We start from the raw sequence: 20,937 nt of genomic DNA, 5'->3' as shown, positions 1-20,937 counted from the left end.
ACGGCAATGCTTCAGGGATTTCCCTGATGAATCTGCCAAAGATGTCCCGTTTACTCGCCTGAGTAGAGCGAACCGTGACGAGACCCGCCCACCCCTTCGGGCACAGTTTGTGAGCGCCGTAAAGGCGGCGCCCGCGGAAGGGGCGCGCCGGAGAAGGCCGCAATTCCGGGCGCCCCTTATATGGAGTCACCGCTTCCGTCGAAAAGGCGCTACCCCCATTGAGTATTCCGAATTCGGTAGACCCCGCGAACGCCGACACCGCACTCGCCGAACCCCTCGTCCCGGTCCCCCGCCTCCTGGCCGTGGACGGCCGCGACCTCCGCCGCCGGCACGGCGCTCATCTCGCCGTGGACGGCGTCTCGATCGCGATCCCCGCAGGCGGCCGTCACGGGCTGGTCGGCCCGAACGGCGCCGGGAAGACCACGCTCATGCGCATGCTCAGCGCCACGCTCGCGCCCGACAGCGGGTCGCTCCGGGTGCTCGGGCACGACGCGGCACGCGACCCGAGGGCCGTCAAGGCCCGCATCGGCGTGGTCCCGCAGGGGATGACCTACGACAACGAGATCCTCGTCCGGGAGAACCTCACCACTTTCGGCCGCTACCACGGCCTGTCGGGGCGGGCCTCCGCCGCCCGCGCCGACGAGCTCCTCGCGACCGTGGGCCTCACCGCGTACGCCCGCGCCCGCCCGGAGACGCTGTCCGGCGGCATGCAGCGGCGCCTGCTCATCGCCAGGGCGCTGGTGAACGACCCCGACCTGATCCTGCTGGACGAGCCGAGCACCGGGCTCGACCCCGAGGGCCGCCTGCTGTTGTGGGACCTGCTCGACACCCTGTGCGCCACGGGCAAGACCCTGGTCGTCACCACGCACTACATGGAGGAGGTCGAGCGGCTCTGCGACGGGGTCACCGTCCTGCGGGCCGGGCGGGTGCGGCACACCGCGAGCCCCCGGCGGCTGGTGGCCGAGACCGTCCCGAGGTACGTGGTCGAGGTCGACGCCCCCCGGCCCGGCTCGCCGGTGCCCGCCTGGGCCCGGCGGCGCGAGCGGCTGCGGGTCGGCAACCGCCTGCTGGTGTTCGACGACTCGGCCACCGGCCTCGCCGCCGAGGCGGACCTGCAAGGGTCCGAGCCCATGGTCAGGCCGAGCTCGCTGCAGGACGCGCTGCACGCCCTCGACCAGCGCCCCTCGGCCGACCCCCCCGCCGGGCGGCCCGCGCCCGCCGCGCCGCGCCGGCGCCGCACCCTCTACCCGCCGTCGCCCGCCCTGGCCGCGCGGATCTGGTGGCGCGACCTCACGCTGTTCCGCAAGTCGTACAAGACCACCATCGTCCCCAACTTCTTCGAGCCGGTCTTCTCCCTGGCGGCCCTCGGCATCGGCCTCGGGTTCTACGTCAACGGGAGCGCCCTCGGCTCCTCGTACGCGAACTTCGTCGCCCCTGGCCTGCTGGCCGTCACCGCGATGAACGGCGCGGTCTTCGAGGTCACCTACAACGTCTTCGTGCGGCTCCGCCACGCACGGAGCTACGACGCGGCGGTGACCAGCCCCGTGGAACCGGCCGACATCGCGCTCGGCGAGCTGATGTGGGCGCTCACCCGGTGCCTGGTCTACACCGGCGTCTACCTGGCGATCATCGCGGCGATGGGCTACGCGCCCGCGGGCACCGCCGTGCTCGCCGTGCCGGCCCTGCTCCCGCTCGGCCTGGTCTTCGCCTGCGCCGGGCTGATCTTCACCGGCACCGTACGCGCGATCAACGCCTACTCCTACTTCTACACGCTGGTGCTGACCCCGCTCACCCTGCTGAGCGGGGTCTTCTTCCCCACCGCGCGGCTGCCGGCGCCGCTGCGCGCGGTCGCCGAGGCCTCTCCGCTGCGGCACGGCGTGGAACTGGCCAGGGCCCTGGTCACCACGGGCGACCTGCGCGCCGCGGCGGGGCACCTGGCCTGGCTGACCGGGATCTCACTGGTCCTGATCGGCCCCGCCCTGTACAGCCTGAGGCGGCACCTGTGCTCGTGAGCCGGGGGCCGGGGGAACGGCCCCCGGCCCTGCGGTCACGGGGCCAGGCGGTGCAGGTCGCGCGGGAACAGGGTGGTCCAGCGGATGTTGTCCGCCCCGGTCAGGCGGGCGACGAAGCGCTCGAGGCCGAGGGCGAACCCGCCGTGCGGCGGCATGCCGTGCGCGAACGCGGCGAGGTACCCGGCGTACGGCTCCGGGCTCTCCCCGCGCGCCGCCAGCGCCGCCAGGTAGTCGGAGTGGCGGTGCAGCCGCTGGCCGCCCGTCACCAGCTCCAGACCGCGGAACAGCAGGTCGAAGCTGTTGGAGTACTGGGGCCGCTCGGGGTCGGGGTGGGTGTAGAACGGCCGCTTGGCCATCGGGTAGCCGCTGACGAACAGGAACTGGGAGCCGTACTCGCGCATCGCCCAGTCGCACAGCCACCGCTCGTGCGCGGGGGCCAGGTCCGGCTCGCCGCGCGGGTCCTCGTCGGTCTCGCGGGCCAGCAGCTCCTGCGCGTCGGCGAAGTGGATCGACGGGATCTCGGCCGGCACGTCGGGCAGCTCCACGCCGAGCAGCTCCACCGCGCCGGCGGCGCGCTCGGCGACGGTGGAGACCATGTCGGCCACCGCCTCGCGGACCACGGCCATCACGTCGCGGTGGTCGGTCACGAAGCCGAGCTCGGCGTCGAGGCTGGTGTACTGCGCGAGGTGCCGCGCGGTGTCGTGCGGCTCGGCGCGGAAGACCGGCCCGACCTCGTAGACCCGCTCGAAGACCCCGACCAGGGTCTGCTTGTAGAACTGCGGCGACTGCGCGAGGTAGGCCTTGCGGCCGAACCAGTCGAGCGCGAAGACGTTGGCCCCGGACTCGGTGGCCGAGGACACCACCTTCGGGGTGTGCACGTCGGTGAAGTCCAGCCGCTCCATCGCGCGTCGGAAGCCCGCCACCGAGGCGGCGGAGATCTCGAACGGCGCCCGCAGCCGGGGGTGGCGCAGCGCCACCGCCGCGTTGTCCAGCACGGTCGGCAGGCTCGCCGACACCACCGGGCGGTAGATGTCGAAGGGCGGCGGGACGGCCGGGTCGGAGAGCTCGGTCACCGACGGCGAGGTGATCTCCACGCCGCCCGGCGCCTGCGGGTTCGCCGTGGCGGTGCCCACGACCTCGATCACGGTCTCCTCGGGAAGCTCGGCGAGGCGCTGCATCAGGCCGGGCTCGGCGGCGATCACCTGGATCAGCCCCTCACGGTCCCGCAGCACGGCGAAGGTCACCTTCTTCAACGCGCGCACGCGATGCAGCCACCCGGCGACGCGCACCTCTTCCCCGACATGCTTGGACACCTGGGAGGAAAGAATTCGCATGGCCACTCCACACCTGAAGCTCATAGGAATCCCTGCAGAGTGTGGGCGAGCAGGGACTTCTTACTCGCGGTGCCACCACACCTTCGTCCCGCCGGAGACGGGACCTCGTCGCGGCCCGGTCACGGGAGCCGTCCGGCGGGGCATTGGACGGCCGCCACGATGGCGCCGCCGTTCCTCCCCGCAGCTCGGAAGGGTCTTCGGCCGGGGGGCGAGGCCGCCTTTCCAGCTCCGGCGGCTCTCTCGTGACTCGCGTGGTCCCGGCCTACTTGACTTCGTCACAGCTTTGCCGCCGAGCATAGCCGAGAACGCCTCGCCCCGGAGCCGGAGGCCCCGATGACCGCGGCCGGCGCGAGCCCCTCGGAGCGGCGGCGGGAGATCGCCCGGCTGCTCCCGTACGCGGGCCCGGGGCCGCTGGCCGCGGCGGTCGCGCTGAACCTGGTCGCGGGCCTGCTCCCGGCCGGTTTCATCGTCTGGACCAGCGTGATGCTGGCGGAGGTGGCCGCCCCCGCGGCCGGTCGTCCGGCCGACCTGGCGGCCACCGCCACGGCGCTCGGCCTCGCCGTCGGCGCCTACATAGCCCAGCAGGTGATCGTCCCCTACCAGGCCGCGCTCGGGGAGATCATCGCGCGGCGCGTGGACGGGCGCTGCGCCCGCCGGCTGATGCGCGCCGCCCTGGCCGACGCCCCGATGGCGGTGCTCGAACGCGAGGACGTGCTGAGCGGCCTCGGGGACGCCCGCGACGGGCTCGGCCGCCTGCCGCCCACCCCCGGCGAGGCGGTCGCCGGGGCGCTCACCCTGATCGCCAGGTACACGCAGCTCGCCGGGGCGGTGGTCCTGATCGGGATCATGCTGTCGCCGGTGGCGGCGGTCGTCGCGGCGGCCACGGCCCTGGTGATCCGCCACGGCCAGCGCGGGTCGCTCGGCCGGCTCGGCGCGCTCTGGCGCGAGCTGGCCGGCCCGCGCCGCCGGGTCGCCTACCTGCGCGGCACCGGGACGGCGCCCACGGCGGCCAAGGAGTTCCGGACGCTGGGCCTGATCGACTGGTACGAGCGGCGCCACCGCCAGGACTCGCGGGAGTACCTGGGGGCGCTGTGGGCCGGCCGCAGGCGCATCCTGTTCTGGCCGTTCGTCGGGTACACGCTGGTCGGGCTGGCCGGCGGCGCCGCCCTGCTGCTCTGGCTCGGCCGCTCCGCCGCCCTCGGCGGGCTCGGCCTGCTGGAGATCTCCATCGTGCTCCAGGCCGCGCTGGTGGCCGTCCGTTTCGGCACCTTCTTCCCTGAGAGCGACGTCCAGACGCAGTACGGCCTCAACGCCTACGAGGCGCTGGAGACGTTCGAGGAGGTGGCCCGGCGCGGCGCCGGCGAGACGCCGCGCGGCGACCTCCCGGCGGCGGGCCTGCCCCGGCACGGCATCCGCTTCGAGGGGGTCCGCTTCGGCTACGGCCGGGGGCGTACCGTCCTGGACGGCCTCGACCTGGAGCTCCCCGCAGGTTCCTCGACCGCGATCGTCGGGCTGAACGGCGCCGGCAAGACCACGCTGGTCAAGCTGCTGGCCCGCCTGTACGACCCGGACCAGGGGCGGATCGCGGTCGACGGGCTGGACCTGCGGGGGCTGGACCCCCGGGACTGGCAGCGCCGCCTCGCCGTGATCTTCCAGGACTACGTCCGCTACGAGCTGTCCGCGGGCGCCAACATCGGGCTCGGCGCCCCGGACGCCCTCACCGACCGTGAGGCGCTGCTCGCCGCCGCCCGCCGCGCCGGGGCCCTGGAGGTGGTCCAGGCGCTGCCCGGCGGGCTGGACACCCCCCTGTCCCGGCAGTACGCGGGCGGGCGCGACCTGTCGGGCGGCCAGTGGCAGCGCGTCGCCCTGGCCCGCGCCTTCCTCGCGGTCGAGCGGGGCGCCTCGGTGCTGGTGCTCGACGAGCCCACCGCCCAGCTCGACGTGCGGGCGGAGGTGGAGTTCTTCGACCGGTTCCTCGCCATCACCGGCGGGCTGACGACCGTGATCATCTCGCACCGGTTCTCCACGGTGCGGCGGGCCGACCGGATCGCCGTCATCGAGCACGGCCGCGTGGTCGAGCAGGGCGACCACGCGTCGCTGCTGCGATCGGGCGGGCGGTACGCCGGTCTGTTCAATCTGCAGGCCCGCCGGTTCGGCCCCGGATCGGATGGGGTCCGGTGAAACCGACTGAAACCGTCGAGAGGGGCCGATCATGAACGGGGCGGGCCGATGAGGTGGGTCGTGGGCAGCGCCGTCTTCGTCATGCGGCTCGCCGCCGCGGTGGACAGGGTCCGGCTGCTCAAGGCGATCGGGCTGATGGCCCTGGGCTACCTGGCCACGCCCCTGGTCGCCCTCGGCCTGCGGGAGTTCACCGACGCCGCCGTCTCCGGCCGGGCGGGCACCGCGACGCTGGTCATCACCGGCGTCGCCGTGCTGCTCGTCATGGAGCTGATGCTCGGGCACTTCGCGCACCTGTCGTACTTCGAGGTCGGCGAGCTGGCCGAGACCGACCTCAACGAGCGGCTCATCCGCACCGTCAACGGCTCGTCCGGGCTGGAACGGCTGGACGACTCCACTTTCGCCGACGGCGTGAACCTGGTCAGGGAGGAGCTGGGCAAGACCCGGACCGCCGTGGAGTCGGTGCTCCAGCTCGGCGGGCTGGTCCTCCAGATGAGCCTGACCACCGTGCTGCTGGTGACGCTCGATCCCCGGCTGGCCCTGCTGCCGCTGGCCGCGCTCCCCTCGGTCCTTCTGGGCCAGCGGGCCCAAGGGCTGGTCGAGCGGGCCAGGGAGGCGACCGCCGAGAGCACGCGCCGCACCCGGCACCTGCTCGACCTGGCGACCTCCCCGGCCTCGGTCAAGGAGATCCGGCTCTTCCACGCCGAGCCCCCGCTGATGCTGGAGCAGGACGCCTGCTGGTCCCGGACCAGCGCGGCGCTGCGGAGCGCGCACCTGCGGGCCGCCGGAGTGCGGGCGCTCGGGCAGCTCGCCTTCGCCCTCGCGTACGGCGGCGCGATCACGCTGGTGATCTGGGAGGCGGCGCGCGGACGGGCCGGCGCCGGTGACGTGGTCATGGTCATCACCCTGGCGGTCCAGGTGAGCGTGCAGGTGGCGGGGTCGGCGACGCTCCTCACCGCCCTCCAGGGCGTCGGCAGGACCCTGGACCGCCTGACCTCCCTCCAGGACCCCGCCCCGCCGCCGCCCGCCGCACGGGCGGATCGTTCAGGACGGGCGGCGGCGCTCGTGGGGGCTTCGGTGCCGGAGGCACTGGCGGAGGGGATCCGGCTGGAGGGGGTGGGCTTCGCCTATCCCGGGACCGGCAGGATGATCCTGCGGGACGTGGACCTGACGATCCCCGCCGGGGCCTCGATGGCGCTGGTCGGCGAGAACGGCGCGGGCAAGACCACACTCGTCAAGCTGCTGTGCGGCCTCTACCGGCCGACCTCGGGCCGGATCCTGGTGGACGGCGCCGACCTGGCCGAGATCCCGCCGCGGGAATGGCGGGCCAGGGTCGCCCCCCTGTTCCAGGACTTCGCCCGGTTCGAGCTGCTGCTGCGCGAGAACGTGGGGGTCGGCGACGTCGCCCGGGTGGAGGAGGAGGCGGCGGTCACCCGGGCCGTCGGGCAGGCGCGGGCCGACGGGATCGTCGCGGCCGTGCCCGGCGGCCTGTCCGGGCTGCTCGGCCACGGGTACGGCCCGGGGGTGGAGCTGTCCGGCGGCCAGTGGCAGACGCTGGGCCTGGCCCGGTGCATGATGCGCGAGGACCCGCTCCTGCTGGTCCTGGACGAGCCGGCCGCCGCGCTCGACGCCGCCGCCGAGCACGCGATCTTCGACCGTTACGCAACCCTGTCCGGTGAGGCGGGCCACCGCAGGGGCGCGATCACCCTGTTCGTCTCCCACCGGTTCACCACCGTGCGGATGGCCGACATGATCGTGGTCCTGGACGGCGGCGAAGTGGTCGAGAACGGCGATCATCGGGCACTGGTGTCCCACTCCGGCCTGTACTCCGAGCTCTACCACCTCCAGGAACGGATCTACCGCTGACGCGGCGGGATTACTGTGTGAGGGTCCGCGCGGAGTGGAAACGGGGCCGCCTCCGCGCGCCTCGACGTACGCAGGGGAGATCTCGATGAACCGCCTGAAGGACGCGACGAGCCCGTACCTGCTCCAGCATGCGGACAATCCGGTCGACTGGCACGAGTGGGGTGAGGACGCCTTCGCGGAGGCCCGGCGCAGGGACGTGCCGCTGCTCGTCTCGGTCGGCTACTCCGCCTGCCACTGGTGCCACGTCATGGCCCACGAGTCCTTCGAGGACGCCGAGACGGCCCGCATGATGAACGAGCTGTTCGTCAACGTCAAGGTCGACCGCGAGGAGCGGCCCGACGTGGACGCGGTCTACATGAACGCCACCACGGCCATGACCGGCCACGGCGGCTGGCCGATGACCGTGTTCGCCACGCCCGAGGGCCACCCGTTCTACACCGGCACCTACTTCCCCCGGCCGCAGTTCCAGCGGCTGCTGTCCGGCGTGGCCCAGGCGTGGACCCAGGAGCGCGACGAGGTGCTCGCCCAGGGGACCAAGGTCGTGGAGGCCCTCAGCCACGGCTCCGACCTGCCGGAGGGCCCGCTGCCGACGGCGGAGACCACCGAGACGGCCGTGCGCGACCTCGCCCGCACCTTCGACGCGACCCGGGGCGGGTTCGGCGGCGCGCCCAAGTTCCCGCCGTCGATGGTCCTGGAGTTCCTGCTCAGGCACGGCACCCCCGAGGCCATGGCGATGGCCGAGAACACCCTGTCCGCCATGGCCAGGGGCGGGATGTACGACCAGCTCGGCGGGGGTTTCGCCCGCTACAGCGTGGACGCGGGCTGGGTGGTGCCGCACTTCGAGAAGATGCTGTACGACAACGCGCTGCTGCTGCGGGTCTACGCCCACTGGTGGCGGTCGGCCGGGTCGCCGCTGGCCAGGCGGGTGGCCCTGGAGACCGCCGACTGGCTCCTCCGCGAGATGCGCACCCCCGAGGGCGGCTTCGCGTCCGCGCTCGACGCCGACAGCGAGGGCGTGGAGGGCAGGTTCTACGTCTGGACGCCGAAGGAACTGCGCGCCGCGCTCGGCGAGGAGCGCGGCGCCTGGGCCGCGTCCGCCTTCGAGGTGACCGGCCCTGGCACCTTCGAGCACGGCGCCTCGGTGCTCCAGCTCCTCACCGACCCGGCCGACGCGGCGCTGCTCGCCGAGGTGCGGGCCGAGCTGCTGGCCGCCCGCGCCGCCCGGGTGCGCCCCGGCAGGGACGACAAGGTGGTGGCCGCGTGGAACGGGCTCGCCATCGCCGCCCTGGCCGAGACGGGGGCGCTGTTCGACCGCCCCGACCTCGTCGACGCCGCACGCGCGGCGGCCGAGCTGCTGGACGGCCTGCACCTCGACGGCGCACGGCTGACCCGCACCTCCAGGGACGGCCGGGCGGGGGCCAACGCCGGGGTGCTCGAGGACTACGCCGACGTCGCCGAAGGTTTCCTCGCCCTGTACGGGGTCACCGGCGAGTCCCGCTGGTTCGACCGGGCGGGCGCGCTGCTCGGCACGGTGCTCGACCGGTTCCCCGACGGCTCCGGCGGGTTCTACGACACCGCCGACGACGGAGAGCGGCTGTTCCAGCGTCCCCAGGACCCCACCGACAATGCCACGCCGTCCGGGCAGTTCGCGGCGGCCGGGGCCCTGCTGTCGTACGCCGCCCTGACCGGCTCGGCCCGCCACCGCGAGGCGGCGCAGGCGGCGATCGGCGCGGTCTCGGTGCTCGCGGGCAAGCACGCGCGGTTCGCCGGGTGGGGTCTCGCGGTCGCCGAGGCCGTGCTGGGCGGGCCGGTGGAGGTCGCGATCACCGGGCCGCTCGGCGACCCGCGCACCATCGCCCTGCACCGCGCCGCGCTGATGGCCGGCGCGCCCGGCATGGTGATCGCGATCGGCGACGAGGGGGTGCCGCTGATGGAGGGCAGGGGCCTGGTCGGCGGGCTGCCGGCCGCGTACGTCTGCCGGGCCTTCACCTGCCGCGCCCCGGTCACCTCCCCCGCCGACCTGGCCAGCGAACTCCGCGCCTCCCCCGCCCGCTGACCGGGTCCGGACGCGTCCGGACCGGCCATGGACGCACGTGCGTCCGGGTCGGCGAACGGCCCGCGCGCGTGCGGCCCAGTTGAAGATCCGCGCGCGTTCGGCCAGGCCGTCCGCCCGGCAGGGCGTGTCAGGCGGGCGGCGGGGACGGGGTCTCGGCGGGGTGGTTCCGGGGGGTCAGGCCGTCGGGGCCGTCGGGACCGGGGCCGGGGCCGGGGCCCGGGTCGCCGTCGGGACCCGGGGGCGGGCCGTCCGGCCCGGGAGGCGTGCCGGACCGGTCCTTCTGTGGGTTCTCGCGCGGGTCGCCGCCCTGCCCGTTGTCGCCGTTCGGGCCGCCCGGCCCGTTGTCGCCGTTCTGCCCGTTCTGGCCGCGGTCGCCGTTCTGACCGTTGTCTCCTTCGCCACCGTTGCCCCACGGGTCCGCCGGGTCGGTGGAGTCGCCCCAGCCGTTGCCGCCCCAGTCGTCGTAGTACGGGTTGTACGAGGTGGGGCCGGGGAAGTCCTTCACCGGCCGGCCCGCCATGGCGTCGGTCATGAACGCCCGCCACACCTGCGCGGGCAGCGAGCCGCCGAACAGCGCCCCGTACCCGGGGACGCTCACCGTCTTGTTGTCGTCCCTGAACATGTCCACGGCGGCCGAGAGCTGCGGGGTGAAGCCGACGAACCACACCGAGCTGGAGGAGTCGCTGGTGCCGGTCTTTCCGGCCACCGGCCGGTCGTACAGCCGGGCGGCGGTGCCCGTGCCGCCCTCGACGGCCTGCTGCATGGCGTAGGTGGCGTCGGCGGCGGTGTCCTCGCCGAACGCGCGGACGCCCTGGGCGGTGTACTTGCTGACGTGCCCCTTGGCGTCGGTGACCGAGCGGATGACGTGCGTTTCGTGGTGGACCCCGCCGGCGGCGAACGTGCCGAACCCGGAGGCCTGCTGGACGGCGCTGACCGACGCGGTGCCGAGCGGGAAGGTCGGGAAGTCCTTCTGCCTGACGATCTGGTCCGCCGGGATGCCCGCCGCCTCGGCCGCCTTGGCGACCCGCTTCAGGCCGACCTTCTGCGCGAGGTCCACGAACGCGGTGTTCACCGAGTGCCGGGTCGCCTCCACCAGGTCGATGGACGCGCCGTAGGAGGTGCCGCCTGAGTTGGGGATCGGGTCCTTGGCCGAGGCGACCCGGATCGGCGAGTTGCCGTTCACCCGGGTGTTGAGGTCGAACCCGGCCTCCAGCGCGGCGGCCAGCGTGTACGGCTTGAAGGTGGACCCGGCCTGGACCTTGGCCGAGAACGCGTTGTCGTACTGGTTGGCGGCGTAGTCCTTGCCCCCGTAGAAGGCGACGACCTCGCCGGTGCCCGGGTCCACGGCGGCGAGCCCGGTGCGCACCTTGCCGGAGGTGTCGGAGGGGAGGGTGTCCTCGACGGCACGCTCGGCGGCGGCCATCAGGCTCTTGTCGAACGTTGTCGTGATCTTGAGGCCGCCCTGCTGGATGTCCTCGTCGCTGAGGCCCCTGCGGTTGAGCTCGGCCCGCACCTGCGCCAGGACGTACCCCTTCTGGCCGTTGGGCGACAGCGGGTTCTTGAGCTTGTTGAGCTTGGGGAACGTCATCGCCGCCGCCCGCGCCGGGTCGAGCGTCTTGGTGAGCACCATCGCGTCGACCACCGCGCGCCAGCGAGCCTTGGCGGCGTCCAGGTCGGCACCCTTGGGCGTGGCGAACCGCGACGGCTGCTGGATCACCGCCGCCAGGTAGGCGCCCTGCGACGCGCTCAGCTTGCCGACGTCCTTGCCGAAGTAGGCCTGGGAGGCGGCCTGGACCCCGTACGCGCCCCGGCCGAAGTAGATGGTGTTGAGGTACTGCTCCAGCACCCAGGACTTGGACCTGGACCGGTCCACCTTCAGCGCGATCATGATCTCTTTGAGCTTGCGGGTCGCCGACCGCTCCTGGCTGAGCCCGCTGTAGTAGTTGCGGACGAGCTGCTGGGTGATGGTCGAGCCGCCCTGCACCTGGTTGCCGGTGACGGTCGACCACATGGCTCTGGCCGTACCTGGCAAAGACACGCCCTGGTCCTGATAGAACGTCCGGTTCTCGACGGAGATGACCGCGTCGCGCACGACCTGAGGGACCTTGTGAAGCGAGACGTTCTTGCGGTTGACGCCCTGGCGGGCGAGCACCGACTTGCCGTCGCGGTAGTAGATCAGCGAGCCCTGCGCGGTCGCCAGCTTCTGAGTGGTGTCCGGGATCGGGGTCAGCACCCAGACGACGGCCACCATCGCGGCGAGCCCGAGGACGACGACGCCACCGGCGATGAGGAATCGGTGGAGAAGACGACGCCTCGACCGGCGTTTCTTCCCTTCGTGCCGCACGGCATGACCCCCGATCTCCTGCTCAGCAAACCCCCGTAAGCTGGGCGGATCGTCCACAGTAGAGGATAGAAGCCGGTGCTCCGCCCGTCGAGAGGCCTCGCTGACCAGGCATGATCCAGGTTCGCGTACCACCTTTTCCGGCTATGGCACGAGGCTTCGGGTTCCCCGGCGACGCGTGGGGCGGGCCCGCCGGGAGTCAAGTTTTCGTATCGCCGCCCGGGTGACCGCCGGCGGGGCCTTGGCGGTCGCGGGGCGTCTCGGCGACGAGCGGCAGCACGCGGTAGGCGACCGGGGTGTCCAGCGCGATCACCGAGGACGTGCGCACCACCCCCTCGACGTCCACGATCCGGTCGATGACCCGTTGCAGGTCGGCGTTGCTCCTGGCGACCACCCGGCACAGCATGTCGCCACCCCCGGTGATGGTGTGGACCTCCAGCACCTCCGGGATGACCGCGAGCAGCCCGGCGACCGGCTCGTGCCCGCTGACCTGCCGGATCTGCAGGGTGACGAAGGCGGTCACGTGGTAGCCGAGCGCGGCGGGGTCGACGTCCGGGCCGAAGCCGGTGATCACGCCGCTCTCCGTCAGCCGGTCGAGCCTCGCCTGCACGGTGCCCCGCGCGACCCCCAGCCGCCGGGACGCCTCGAGGACGCCGACCCTCGGTTCGGCGGCGAGCAGGGTGATCAGCCGCGCGTCCAGCTCGTCGATCATCATGCTGTACAGGATTACCGGTGACAGCGGCTGGGCGCTAGGCAATCTGACCACTGTTTTTTCCATCACTTGCGCATATAGGTCACATCATCTGAGAGTGGCCTCATGAGCGATGTATTTCCGGTTAACGGCATGGATTCGGTGGTCTTCGCGGTGGGCAACGCCAAGCAGGCGGCGCACTACTACTCGACGGCCTTCGGGATGCGGCTGGTGGCCTACAAGGGGCCGGAGACGGGCAGCCGCGACGAGGTCGCGTACGTACTGACCTCGGGGAGCGCGCGCTTCGAGCTGCGCGGCCCGGTGCGGCCCGGCACGCCCGTGGCCCGCCATGTGGCCGAACACGGCGACGGCGTCATCGACCTCGCCCTGGACATCCCCGACGTGGAGGGCGCCTACGCCCACGCGGTCGGCGCGGGCGCGCGCGGCCTGGTCGAGCCGTACACCCTTGAGGACGAGCGCGGCAAGGTCGTCATGGCGGCCATCGCGACCTACGGCGAGACCCGGCACACCCTGGTCGACCGGTCCAACTACAGCGGCGTGTACCTGCCCGGCTACCACGAGGCCGGCCCGCTGGTCGAGCCGCCGGCCAAGCGCTTCTTCCAGGCCGTGGACCACTGCGTGGGCAACGTCGAGCTCGGCCGGATGGACGAGTGGGTCGAGTTCTACCAGCGGGTCATGGGCTTCACCAACATGGCCGAGTTCATCGGCGACGACATCGCCACCGAGTACTCCGCGCTCATGTCCAAGGTCGTCGCCAACGGCACCCGCAAGGTCAAGTTCCCGCTGAACGAGCCGGCGGTCAGCCGCAAGAAGTCGCAGATCGACGAGTACCTGGAGTTCTACGGCGGCCCGGGCGTCCAGCACATCGCGCTCGCCACCAACGACATCCTCCGCACGGTGGCGGCGATGCGGGAGGCCGGCGTCGAGTTCCTTGACACCCCCGACTCCTACTACGACGACCCCGAGCTGCGCGCGAGGATCGGCCAGGTCCGCGCCCCCATCGAGGAGCTCAGGAAGCAGCGCATCCTGGTCGACCGCGACGAGGACGGCTACCTGCTGCAGATCTTCACCAAGCCCGTGCAGGACCGGCCCACGGTGTTCTTCGAGTTCATCGAGCGGCACGGCTCGCTCGGCTTCGGCAAGGGCAACTTCAAGGCGCTGTTCGAGGCGATCGAGCGGGAGCAGGAACTGCGCGGCAACCTCTGACCAGCGCGGAGGACCTCCGGCCCCGGTGCGCCCGGGGCCGGTGGGACGGATGTGAATCCCGTTCGGTGGAATGGGGCGGGCTTTGCGCGACAAAGCCCCTTCGCGTCATTGCCGTAGATGCCGGATGACCTGGGGTTTCTCGCGTAGGCTGCGTGGCATGCAGCTCAAGGGGCCCAAGCGGGTGACGACCGCCGTTCTGTCCGCCACAGTGCTCGGACTCAACGCCTGTTCAGCGTCGAGCGGGGCGACCGCGCCGAGCGAGCCGGCGGACGTCGCGAACGCCCAGTCCGCCGGCTCACAGGCGGGGACGCCGGGGGCGGCGGGCATCGGCGACCCCGACTTCCCGATGGACGGCAACGGCGGCTACGACGTGGACCATTACGCGTTGAAGCTCGCCTACGACCCGCCGTCCAAGAAGCTGTCGGGCACCACGAGCATCGACGCGAAGGCCGTCCAGAACCTGTCGAGGTTCAACCTCGACCTGCACGACTTCACCGTGCGGGGCGTGCGCGTGGACGGGGGCGCGGCGAGGTTCACCCGGGACGGCGACGAGCTGACCGTCATCCCCCCTTCGGTGATCGCCAAGGGCACGACGTTCACCGTCGTCGTCGACTACGCCGGCAAGCCCGATCCGGTGCGCAACTCCTCCAACCTCGGCACCTACGGCTTCATCCCGACCAAGGACGGCGCGTTCGTCACCAGCGAGCCGAACGGCGCCAAGACCTGGTTCCCGTGCAACGACCACCCCGCCGACAAGGCGACGTACGAGTTCGACGTCACCGTCCCGGCCGGGATCACGGTCATCGCCAACGGCGAGATGCGCGGAGCCCCGGTGACCAGGGGAGGGTCCACCGACTTCCGCTGGCGCGAGGACCACCCGATGGCCACCTACCTGGCGACGATCACGCTCGGGAAGTTCCAGGTGAAGACCGGCGAGAGCCCGGGCGGCATCCCGGTGTACGCGGCCACCGACCCGGCGTTCCGCCACGACCTGGACTTCCTGTACACCACGTCGGCCACGGTCACCGACTACTGGTCGAAGATCTTCGGGCCCTACCCCTTCTCCTCCACCGGCGGCGTGATCGACGACTTCTCCACCGGGTACGCCCTGGAGAACCAGACCAAGCCCATGTACGGCGGGTTCGAGCCGGACCAGAGCATCATCGCGCACGAGCTGGCCCACCAGTGGTTCGGCGACAGCCTCAGCATCGCCCGGTGGAAGGACCTGTGGCTCAACGAGGGCTTCGCCACCTACGCCGAATGGCTGTGGACCGAGCACAAGGGCGGCCCGAGCGTCGAGAAGACCTTCCAGGACTACTACGCGGCCAAGTCCGCGCCGATCTGGAAGTACCCGCCCGGCGTCGCCCAGCGGCAGGACCTGTTCAACAACTCCGTGTACATCAGGGGCGGCATGACCCTGCACGTCCTGCGCAAGCGCATCGGCGACGACGCGTTCTTCACCCTGCTGCGCACCTGGACCGACCAGCACAAGTACGGCAGCGTCACGACCGAGGAGTTCGTGAAACTCGCCGAGAAGGTCGCGGGAAAACCGCTAGGCGACCTGTTCGACCCCTGGCTGTTCAAGCCCACGCGGCCCGCGTCGGCGGTGTGACGCCCCGCGCCGGCGTGGGCGCTCAGCTGAAGATCAGCTTGTAGCCGTAGCGGCGGAGGCCGGACAGGACCTCCTCGCAGTGGACCGGGCCCTTGGTCTCCAGGTGCAGCAGCACCTCGGCCTCGTCGATGTGCAACCGGGGGTCCACCCGCTCGTGCCCCACGTCCAGGACGTTGGCCCCCAGCTCGGCCAGACGGCTGAGCAGCGTGGCCAGCGCCCCCGGGCGGTCGGCGAGGCGGATGCGGAAGGCGAGATAGCGCCCGGAGACCGACAGGCCGTGGCGCAGCACCTTCGACAGCAGCAGCGGGTCGATGTTCCCGCCGGACAGCACCGCGACCACCGGCGGCTCGAACGCGTGCGGCCAGTCGAGCAGCGCCGCGAGCCCGGCGACCCCGGCGGGCTCCACCACCATCTTGGTGCGCTCCAGGCACAGCAGCAGGGCCCGGGACAGGGTCTCCTCCGAGACCGTGACCACGCTGTCCACCAGGTAGTGGATCATCTCGAAGGTGATGTCGCCGGGACGGCCGACGGCGATGCCGTCCGCCATCGTCGACATGGGCTCCACGACCACGGGGTGGCCGGCGGCCAGGGACGCGGGGTAGGCGGCGGCCCGCTCGGCCTGCACGCCCACGATCCTGACCCCGGGGCGCAGGGACTTCACGGCCAGGGCGACCCCCGCCGCGAGCCCGCCGCCGCCGACCGCGAGCGTGATCGTGCCCACCTCGGGGAGCTGTTCGAGGATCTCCAGCCCGAGGGTGGCCTGCCCGGCCACGACGTCGGGGTGGTCGAACGGGTGGATGAAGACGGCCCCGGTCTCCTCGGAGTGCTCCTTGGCCGCCGCCAGCGCCTGGTCGACGGTCACGCCCGCGAAGATCACGTCGGCGCCGTAGCCCCGGGTGGCCTCGACCTTCGGCAGCGGGGCGCCCGCCGGCATGAACACCGTCGCCTTGCAGCCCAGCAGGCCCGAGGCCAGGGCCACGCCCTGCGCGTGGTTGCCCGCGCTCGCGGCGACCACGCCGCGCGAGCGTTCCTCGTCCGTGAGCCGGGCGATGCGGACGTACGCGCCCCGGACCTTGAACGAGCCGGCCCGCTGGAGGTTCTCGCACTTGAGGTGGACCGGCCCGCCGACCAGCTCCGAGAGCACTCTGGAGTGCAGCATCGGCGTACTGACGATCACGCCTTCGAGTAGTTCACGGGCGGCGACCACATCGTCATAGGTCACCTGTTGGTGCGCCATGCCCGAAGTCTCCCATTCATCCAGACCCCCACCTTCGGCACCCCGGCCCCACCTTCCCGCGACTGGGGTGCCCACGGGCACCCGCCGATGCTAGGACCCCCTTCCCCGAGCCCCTCCAGGGCCGGACGCCGTCCTCCCCCGGGCCGCCCGAGGGCGGTCGCGCGGTCGTCCCGGCGCGGAGGGTCAGGCGGGGCCGGACCAGTAGCGGCCGGGGGCCAGGATGAGGGCCGCCGCGCCGATCAGGCCCGCGGCCTGGCCGAGCCGGGCGGGGACGACCCGGACGCGCCTCGCGAACGGGAAGCGGGCGTGCTCGCGCAGGGCCTGCTCCAGGGGCTCGAAGAGCGCGGGCCCCGACTGCGAGAGGCCGCCGCCGATGGTCACCAGGTCGAGGTCGCACAGGTGGGTGGCCGAGGCGATCGCGACGCCCAGCGCCCTTCCGGCGCGGGCCATGGCCAGGCGGGCGATCTCGTCCCCGGCGGCGGCGTCCGCCGCGAGCTGCCTCCCGGTCGCCCGCGCCGCCTCGACGTACCCCCGCACCCGCCCCTCCGCGCCCTCGTCCACGGCCGGCGGCAGGCCCGCAGGTGTACCGAGACCGGGGCCGGCGTCCTGGAGCAGGCCCGAGGGCGTACCGGGACCGGGGCCGGCGTCCTGGAGCAGGCCCGAGGGCGTATCGGGAGCGGGGTCGAGGTCTTGGAGCAGCCCGGCGGACGTGCCGGGCGCCCAGCCCTGTTCCAGGGCCCAGGAGGCGAGGCCGGGGCCGCGGGCGACGGCCTCCAGGCAGCCGTGCCCGCCGCAGCCGCAGGCGGGGCCCTCGGGGTCCACCACGACGTGCCCGATGTGCCCGGCGTTGCCGGTGCCGCCGTCGATCAGCCGGCCGCCGAGGATCAGCCCGCCGCCGACCCCCGTGGAGACGACCATGCCCAGCATGTCGTCGCTCCCCTGGCCGGCCCCGCGCCAGTGCTCGGCCACCGCCAGGCAGATCGCGTCGTTGTGGACCCGTACGGGCACACCGGGGAGGTGCTCGGCGAGCCGCCTCCGCAGGGGGAAGCCGCGCCAGCCGGGCATGTTGAGCGGGGAGACGGCACCCTCGGGCCACTCCATCGGGCCGCCGCAGCCGGCACCCACCCCGATGACCTCGCCTCCCGGCCCCTGGTCGAGCACGGAGTCGACCAGCCCGGTCAGGGCCTTCCACAGCGTCGGCGCGTCGCCCCCGGGCGGGGTGGCGACACGGTCGGCGACGAGGATCTCCCCGTCGCGGCCGACGAGCCCGGCGGCGAGCTTGGTCCCCCCGACGTCCACCGCCACCACCACACCCGCGTCACCCGCCATCGGCACACCCGGGTAACGGCACGGCGGCCGGAACGCGTGCCACCAGGACGGCGGCCCCAGGGGACGGCACGGCGCCAGGCACGGCCTCGCGTACACGCGCCACGGTCTCAGCCGGCACGGCTCCGGGGTCAGGCGCCACGGGCGGCCTTCTCGCCCCCGGGGGTGCCGTTCGGGCCGACCCCGCTGGAGAAGACGAGGATGGCCGCGGAGAACCCGTGGACGTGGTTGTGCCCGCCCACCGGCCCCACCTCCCCGGCGGCGAAGAACCCCGCCATGCCGATCGGGCCGAGGGTGTCGTGCAGGGCGAGCACGTCGTGGTCGGGGCTGCCGAACATGGCCGACCCCCGGCCGTTGCAGGAGAACAGCAGGGCGCCGTCGATGCGCCCCCGCTGCTCGGCGTGCGCGTCGAGCAGCTCGTACAGGTCCTCGTCGGCGGTGGCGGCGTCGCGCACCTGGAAGCGGACGCTCTGCCCGATGTCGAGCACGTCGCCGACGGCGACGGCCTCCCGCTCGGGGTCGATGCCGACGATGCCGCGGATCAGGAAGTCTCCCCGCTCGTGGCTCTCGGCGTACTCGTCCATGGCGACGCCGATCTGCAGGCCGGAGGCGACCAGCTCGCGGTCCTCCTCGTCGAGGCCGCTGACGATGTCCTCCAGGCGGGCGAGCGCGGGCTGCCCGGCCAGCTCCAGCAGGAGGTTCTCCTCGGAGCGGGTGATGACCATGGTGGGGCCGATGGGCCGGCAGCCCTGGCTGACGACGGTGCTGACGTTGATCGGGCCGCTCAGGATCACCCCGATCGCCCCTTCGGTGTACATCTCGCCGCCGGCGAACAGGCGGACCGAGCCCTGCCCCCGCATCCCGTTGGCCAGGCCGCCGACCAGCGGGAGGTCCCCGAGCACGTCGGCGGAGTGCTCCACGAAGGCGTCGGTGGGGAAGCTGTACGGATCGGCGAGCAGGATCGCCACCTGGTCGTCCTGGCCGCGGTCGGGCAGGCCGATGATCACGAAACGCTCCTCCATGTGGAGGGTCTCCAGCGCGAAGGGGGTCACCCGCCCGCCGCCCAGGCTCCCGGCCCAGGCGCTGACCGCCGAGGTCAGCTCGACGCCCTGGCCGTCGCCGATCACGCCGGTGGCGCTGCAACCGATGACCTGCGCCCCCGGCGCCATGCGCATGGCACGCAGGCCCGCCTGGGCCACCTCTTCCGGGTCGTCGCCGCAGATGAAGAAGCACACGAGGTCGGCCGGTCCCGACAGGCCGGAAAGCGCTTGGCGCACCGCGGTCTCGGCGGCGGAGACCAGATCGGAGCCGATGGCGAGACCGTCGGCGAACCTGCTCGTCAGCACTGCCACACGCCTCGCCTCCTCCTGTGTCGTGAGCCGTAGCGCGTCTTGTGTCGTGAGTCGTAGCGCGTCGTAAATTGCCCCTCTTGGCCGGATTCTCCCCACTACGGGACTAACGACGCGTGCGGCGCGTCACGCAATGGTCAAGATCCGAAATGTGTATAAGCTGCCGTAACCTCCCTACGGGACGTAGTCTCGTTGCGTGCATGAATCGCCCACACCACGAAGTGAACCGCCGCAGGCTCGCACTCTCCGTGACCTGCGCGAAAGTGGACATACCTATCGCACGGTCAAGGCGGAGATCCGCGAAAACCTGCTCGCCAGATTACGCTCAGGCGAGCCGAGATTCCCGGGCATCGTCGGATTCGACGACACCGTGCTCCCCCACCTCGAGCGTGCCCTGCTGGCCGGGCACGACCTGGTGCTCCTGGGCGAGCGCGGCCAGGGGAAGACCCGGCTCATCCGGACGATCACCACTCTGCTCGACGAGTGGACCCCGGTCATCGACGGCTGTGAGATCAACGACCACCCGTACGCTCCCGCCTGCGTCCGCTGCGCGCGCCTGGCCGCCGAGCGCGGCGACGAGCTGCCGGTCGCCTGGAAGCACCGCGACGACCGGTACGGCGAGAAGCTCGCCACCCCGGACACCTCCGTCGGCGACCTGATCGGCGACGTCGACCCGATCAAGATCGCGGAGGGCCGCACCCTCGGCGACCCCGAGACCGTCCACTACGGCCTGGTGCCCCGCACCAACCGGGGCGTCTTCTCGGTGAACGAGCTGCCCGACCTCGCCGAGCGCATCCAGGTCTCGCTGCTCAACGTGCTGGAGGAGCGCGACATCCAGGTGCGCGGCTACAACCTGCGGCTGCCCCTGGACATCCTGCTGATCGCCAGCGCCAACCCCGAGGACTACACCAACCGGGGCCGCATCATCACCCCGCTGAAGGACCGGTTCGGCGCCGAGATCCGCACGCACTACCCGCCGACCCTGGAGGACGAGCTCGCCCTGATCCGCCAGGAGGCCGCGCTGAACTGGCGGGGCCAGGACCTCGGCGAGACCGGCGGCGTGGCGGCCGACCCGCCCGGCCTGAGCGCCGAGCTGCCCGACCACCTCGTGGAGACCATCGCCCGCTTCACCCGCCTGGTCCGCGAGTCCACCGCCGTGGACTCCCGTTCCGGCGTCTCGGCCCGGTTCTCCATCGCCGCCGCCGAGACCGCCGCCGCCTCGGCCGTACGCCGCGCCGCGCTGACCGGCGAGGAGCGGCCCGTGACCCGGGTGTGCGACCTGCCGGGCATCGTGCCGACGCTGCGCGGCAAGGTGGAGTTCGAGGTCAGCGAGGAGGGCCGCGAGGTCGAGGTGCTCGCCCACCTGCTGCGCCGGGCGACCGCCGAGACCTTCCGCGGCACGCTGGGCGGCATGGACCTGTCCGCGCTGCTGGACAAGTTCAGCGAGGGCATCCAGATCCAGTCCGGCGAGCTGACGCCCGCGACCGAGCTGCTGCACCAGATCGGGCCGGTCAACGGGCTCGCCAAGATCATGTCCGCCGTCGGCATGGGCGAGGGCGACGAGTCCCCCGGGCACGCCGCCGCCGCGCTGGAGTTCGCGCTCGAAGGGCTCTACCTCATGCGGCGCCTGTCCAAGGACGAGGTCGACGGGGGCGCCGTCTACCGCACCTGAGTCCTCGCATACCGGCACACGACGATTAGGGTCACA

13 protein-coding genes are annotated in these 20,937 nt (G+C 72.6%); 7 read left to right on the top strand and 6 right to left on the bottom strand.

All coding sequences use genetic code 11. From position 1 onward, the window contains the following. The first annotated feature begins 218 nt into the window (after positions 1-218). The gene (locus NYZ98_RS18390; RefSeq protein WP_262844034.1) at positions 219-2,012 is read left to right on the top strand and encodes an ABC transporter ATP-binding protein/permease; all 1,794 of its coding nucleotides are present in this window, start codon (positions 219-221) and stop codon (positions 2,010-2,012) included. A 35-nt stretch (positions 2,013-2,047) separates the two neighbouring features. Here NYZ98_RS18390 and aspS read toward each other — a convergent pair whose 3' ends face one another. Beyond that, positions 2,048-3,346, bottom strand: coding sequence for an aspartate--tRNA(Asn) ligase (gene aspS, locus NYZ98_RS18385; protein ID WP_262844033.1), 1,299 nt, complete (start codon positions 3,344-3,346; stop codon positions 2,048-2,050). Between the two features lie 333 nt (positions 3,347-3,679). Here aspS and NYZ98_RS18380 point away from each other — a divergent pair, with 333 nt between their 5' ends. The 3 genes from NYZ98_RS18380 (at position 3,680) to NYZ98_RS18370 (ending at position 9,446) form a co-directional block, all read left to right on the top strand. Further along, the gene (locus NYZ98_RS18380) at positions 3,680-5,527 is read left to right on the top strand and encodes an ABC transporter ATP-binding protein (RefSeq protein WP_262844032.1); all 1,848 of its coding nucleotides are present in this window, start codon (positions 3,680-3,682) and stop codon (positions 5,525-5,527) included. A gap of 48 nt (positions 5,528-5,575) precedes the next feature. Further along, the gene (locus NYZ98_RS18375) at positions 5,576-7,390 is read left to right on the top strand and encodes an ATP-binding cassette domain-containing protein (protein WP_262844031.1); all 1,815 of its coding nucleotides are present in this window, start codon (positions 5,576-5,578) and stop codon (positions 7,388-7,390) included. An 85-nt stretch (positions 7,391-7,475) separates the two neighbouring features. After that, a complete protein-coding gene (locus tag NYZ98_RS18370) occupies positions 7,476-9,446 on the top strand; it encodes a thioredoxin domain-containing protein (protein WP_262844030.1) in 1,971 nt (656 codons plus the stop codon). Positions 9,447-9,573: 127 nt separating this feature from the next. Here the strand turns inward: NYZ98_RS18370 and NYZ98_RS18365 are convergent, their stop codons facing one another. Both NYZ98_RS18365 and NYZ98_RS18360 read right to left on the bottom strand, forming a co-directional pair. Next, positions 9,574-11,790 (bottom strand): transglycosylase domain-containing protein, encoded by a 2,217-nt coding sequence (locus NYZ98_RS18365; RefSeq protein WP_262844029.1) that lies wholly within the window; start codon positions 11,788-11,790, stop codon positions 9,574-9,576. A 196-nt stretch (positions 11,791-11,986) separates the two neighbouring features. Then, complete coding sequence (locus tag NYZ98_RS18360) at positions 11,987-12,502, bottom strand: Lrp/AsnC family transcriptional regulator (protein ID WP_262844028.1); 516 nt, start codon at positions 12,500-12,502, stop codon at positions 11,987-11,989. Positions 12,503-12,604: 102 nt separating this feature from the next. Between NYZ98_RS18360 and hppD the strand changes: the two genes are divergently transcribed. Together hppD and NYZ98_RS18350 are read left to right on the top strand one after the other, a co-directional pair. Next, entirely contained in the window at positions 12,605-13,705 is a 1,101-nt protein-coding gene (gene hppD, locus NYZ98_RS18355) for a 4-hydroxyphenylpyruvate dioxygenase (RefSeq protein ID WP_262844027.1), read from the top strand. Between the two features lie 157 nt (positions 13,706-13,862). Then, positions 13,863-15,317: a M1 family metallopeptidase gene (locus NYZ98_RS18350; RefSeq protein ID WP_262844026.1), complete on the top strand. Its 1,455-nt coding sequence runs from the start codon at positions 13,863-13,865 to the stop codon at positions 15,315-15,317. A gap of 22 nt (positions 15,318-15,339) precedes the next feature. Here NYZ98_RS18350 and ilvA read toward each other — a convergent pair whose 3' ends face one another. The 3 genes from ilvA to NYZ98_RS18335 form a co-directional block, all read right to left on the bottom strand. Further along, positions 15,340-16,554, bottom strand: coding sequence for a threonine ammonia-lyase (gene ilvA, locus NYZ98_RS18345; RefSeq protein WP_262844025.1), 1,215 nt, complete (start codon positions 16,552-16,554; stop codon positions 15,340-15,342). 183 nt (positions 16,555-16,737) lie between these two features. Then, the gene (locus NYZ98_RS18340) at positions 16,738-17,883 is read right to left on the bottom strand and encodes an ROK family protein (protein ID WP_262844024.1); all 1,146 of its coding nucleotides are present in this window, start codon (positions 17,881-17,883) and stop codon (positions 16,738-16,740) included. A gap of 128 nt (positions 17,884-18,011) precedes the next feature. Next, positions 18,012-19,232 carry an FIST signal transduction protein gene (locus tag NYZ98_RS18335; RefSeq protein ID WP_262844023.1) on the bottom strand — a complete coding sequence of 407 codons (1,221 nt, stop codon included), beginning with the start codon at positions 19,230-19,232 and terminating at the stop codon, positions 18,012-18,014. A 193-nt stretch (positions 19,233-19,425) separates the two neighbouring features. Between NYZ98_RS18335 and NYZ98_RS18330 the strand changes: the two genes are divergently transcribed. Beyond that, positions 19,426-20,901: a sigma 54-interacting transcriptional regulator gene (locus tag NYZ98_RS18330; RefSeq protein ID WP_262844022.1), complete on the top strand. Its 1,476-nt coding sequence runs from the start codon at positions 19,426-19,428 to the stop codon at positions 20,899-20,901. Positions 20,902-20,937 lie beyond the last annotated feature (36 nt).

This window comes from Sphaerisporangium corydalis, from assembly GCF_025506355.1.
In the GTDB taxonomy this organism is placed as follows: Bacteria; Actinomycetota; Actinomycetes; order Streptosporangiales; family Streptosporangiaceae; genus Sphaerisporangium; species Sphaerisporangium corydalis.
Note: the sequence above shows the minus strand (reverse complement) of the source record. Positions and strands in the feature narration are given on the sequence as shown.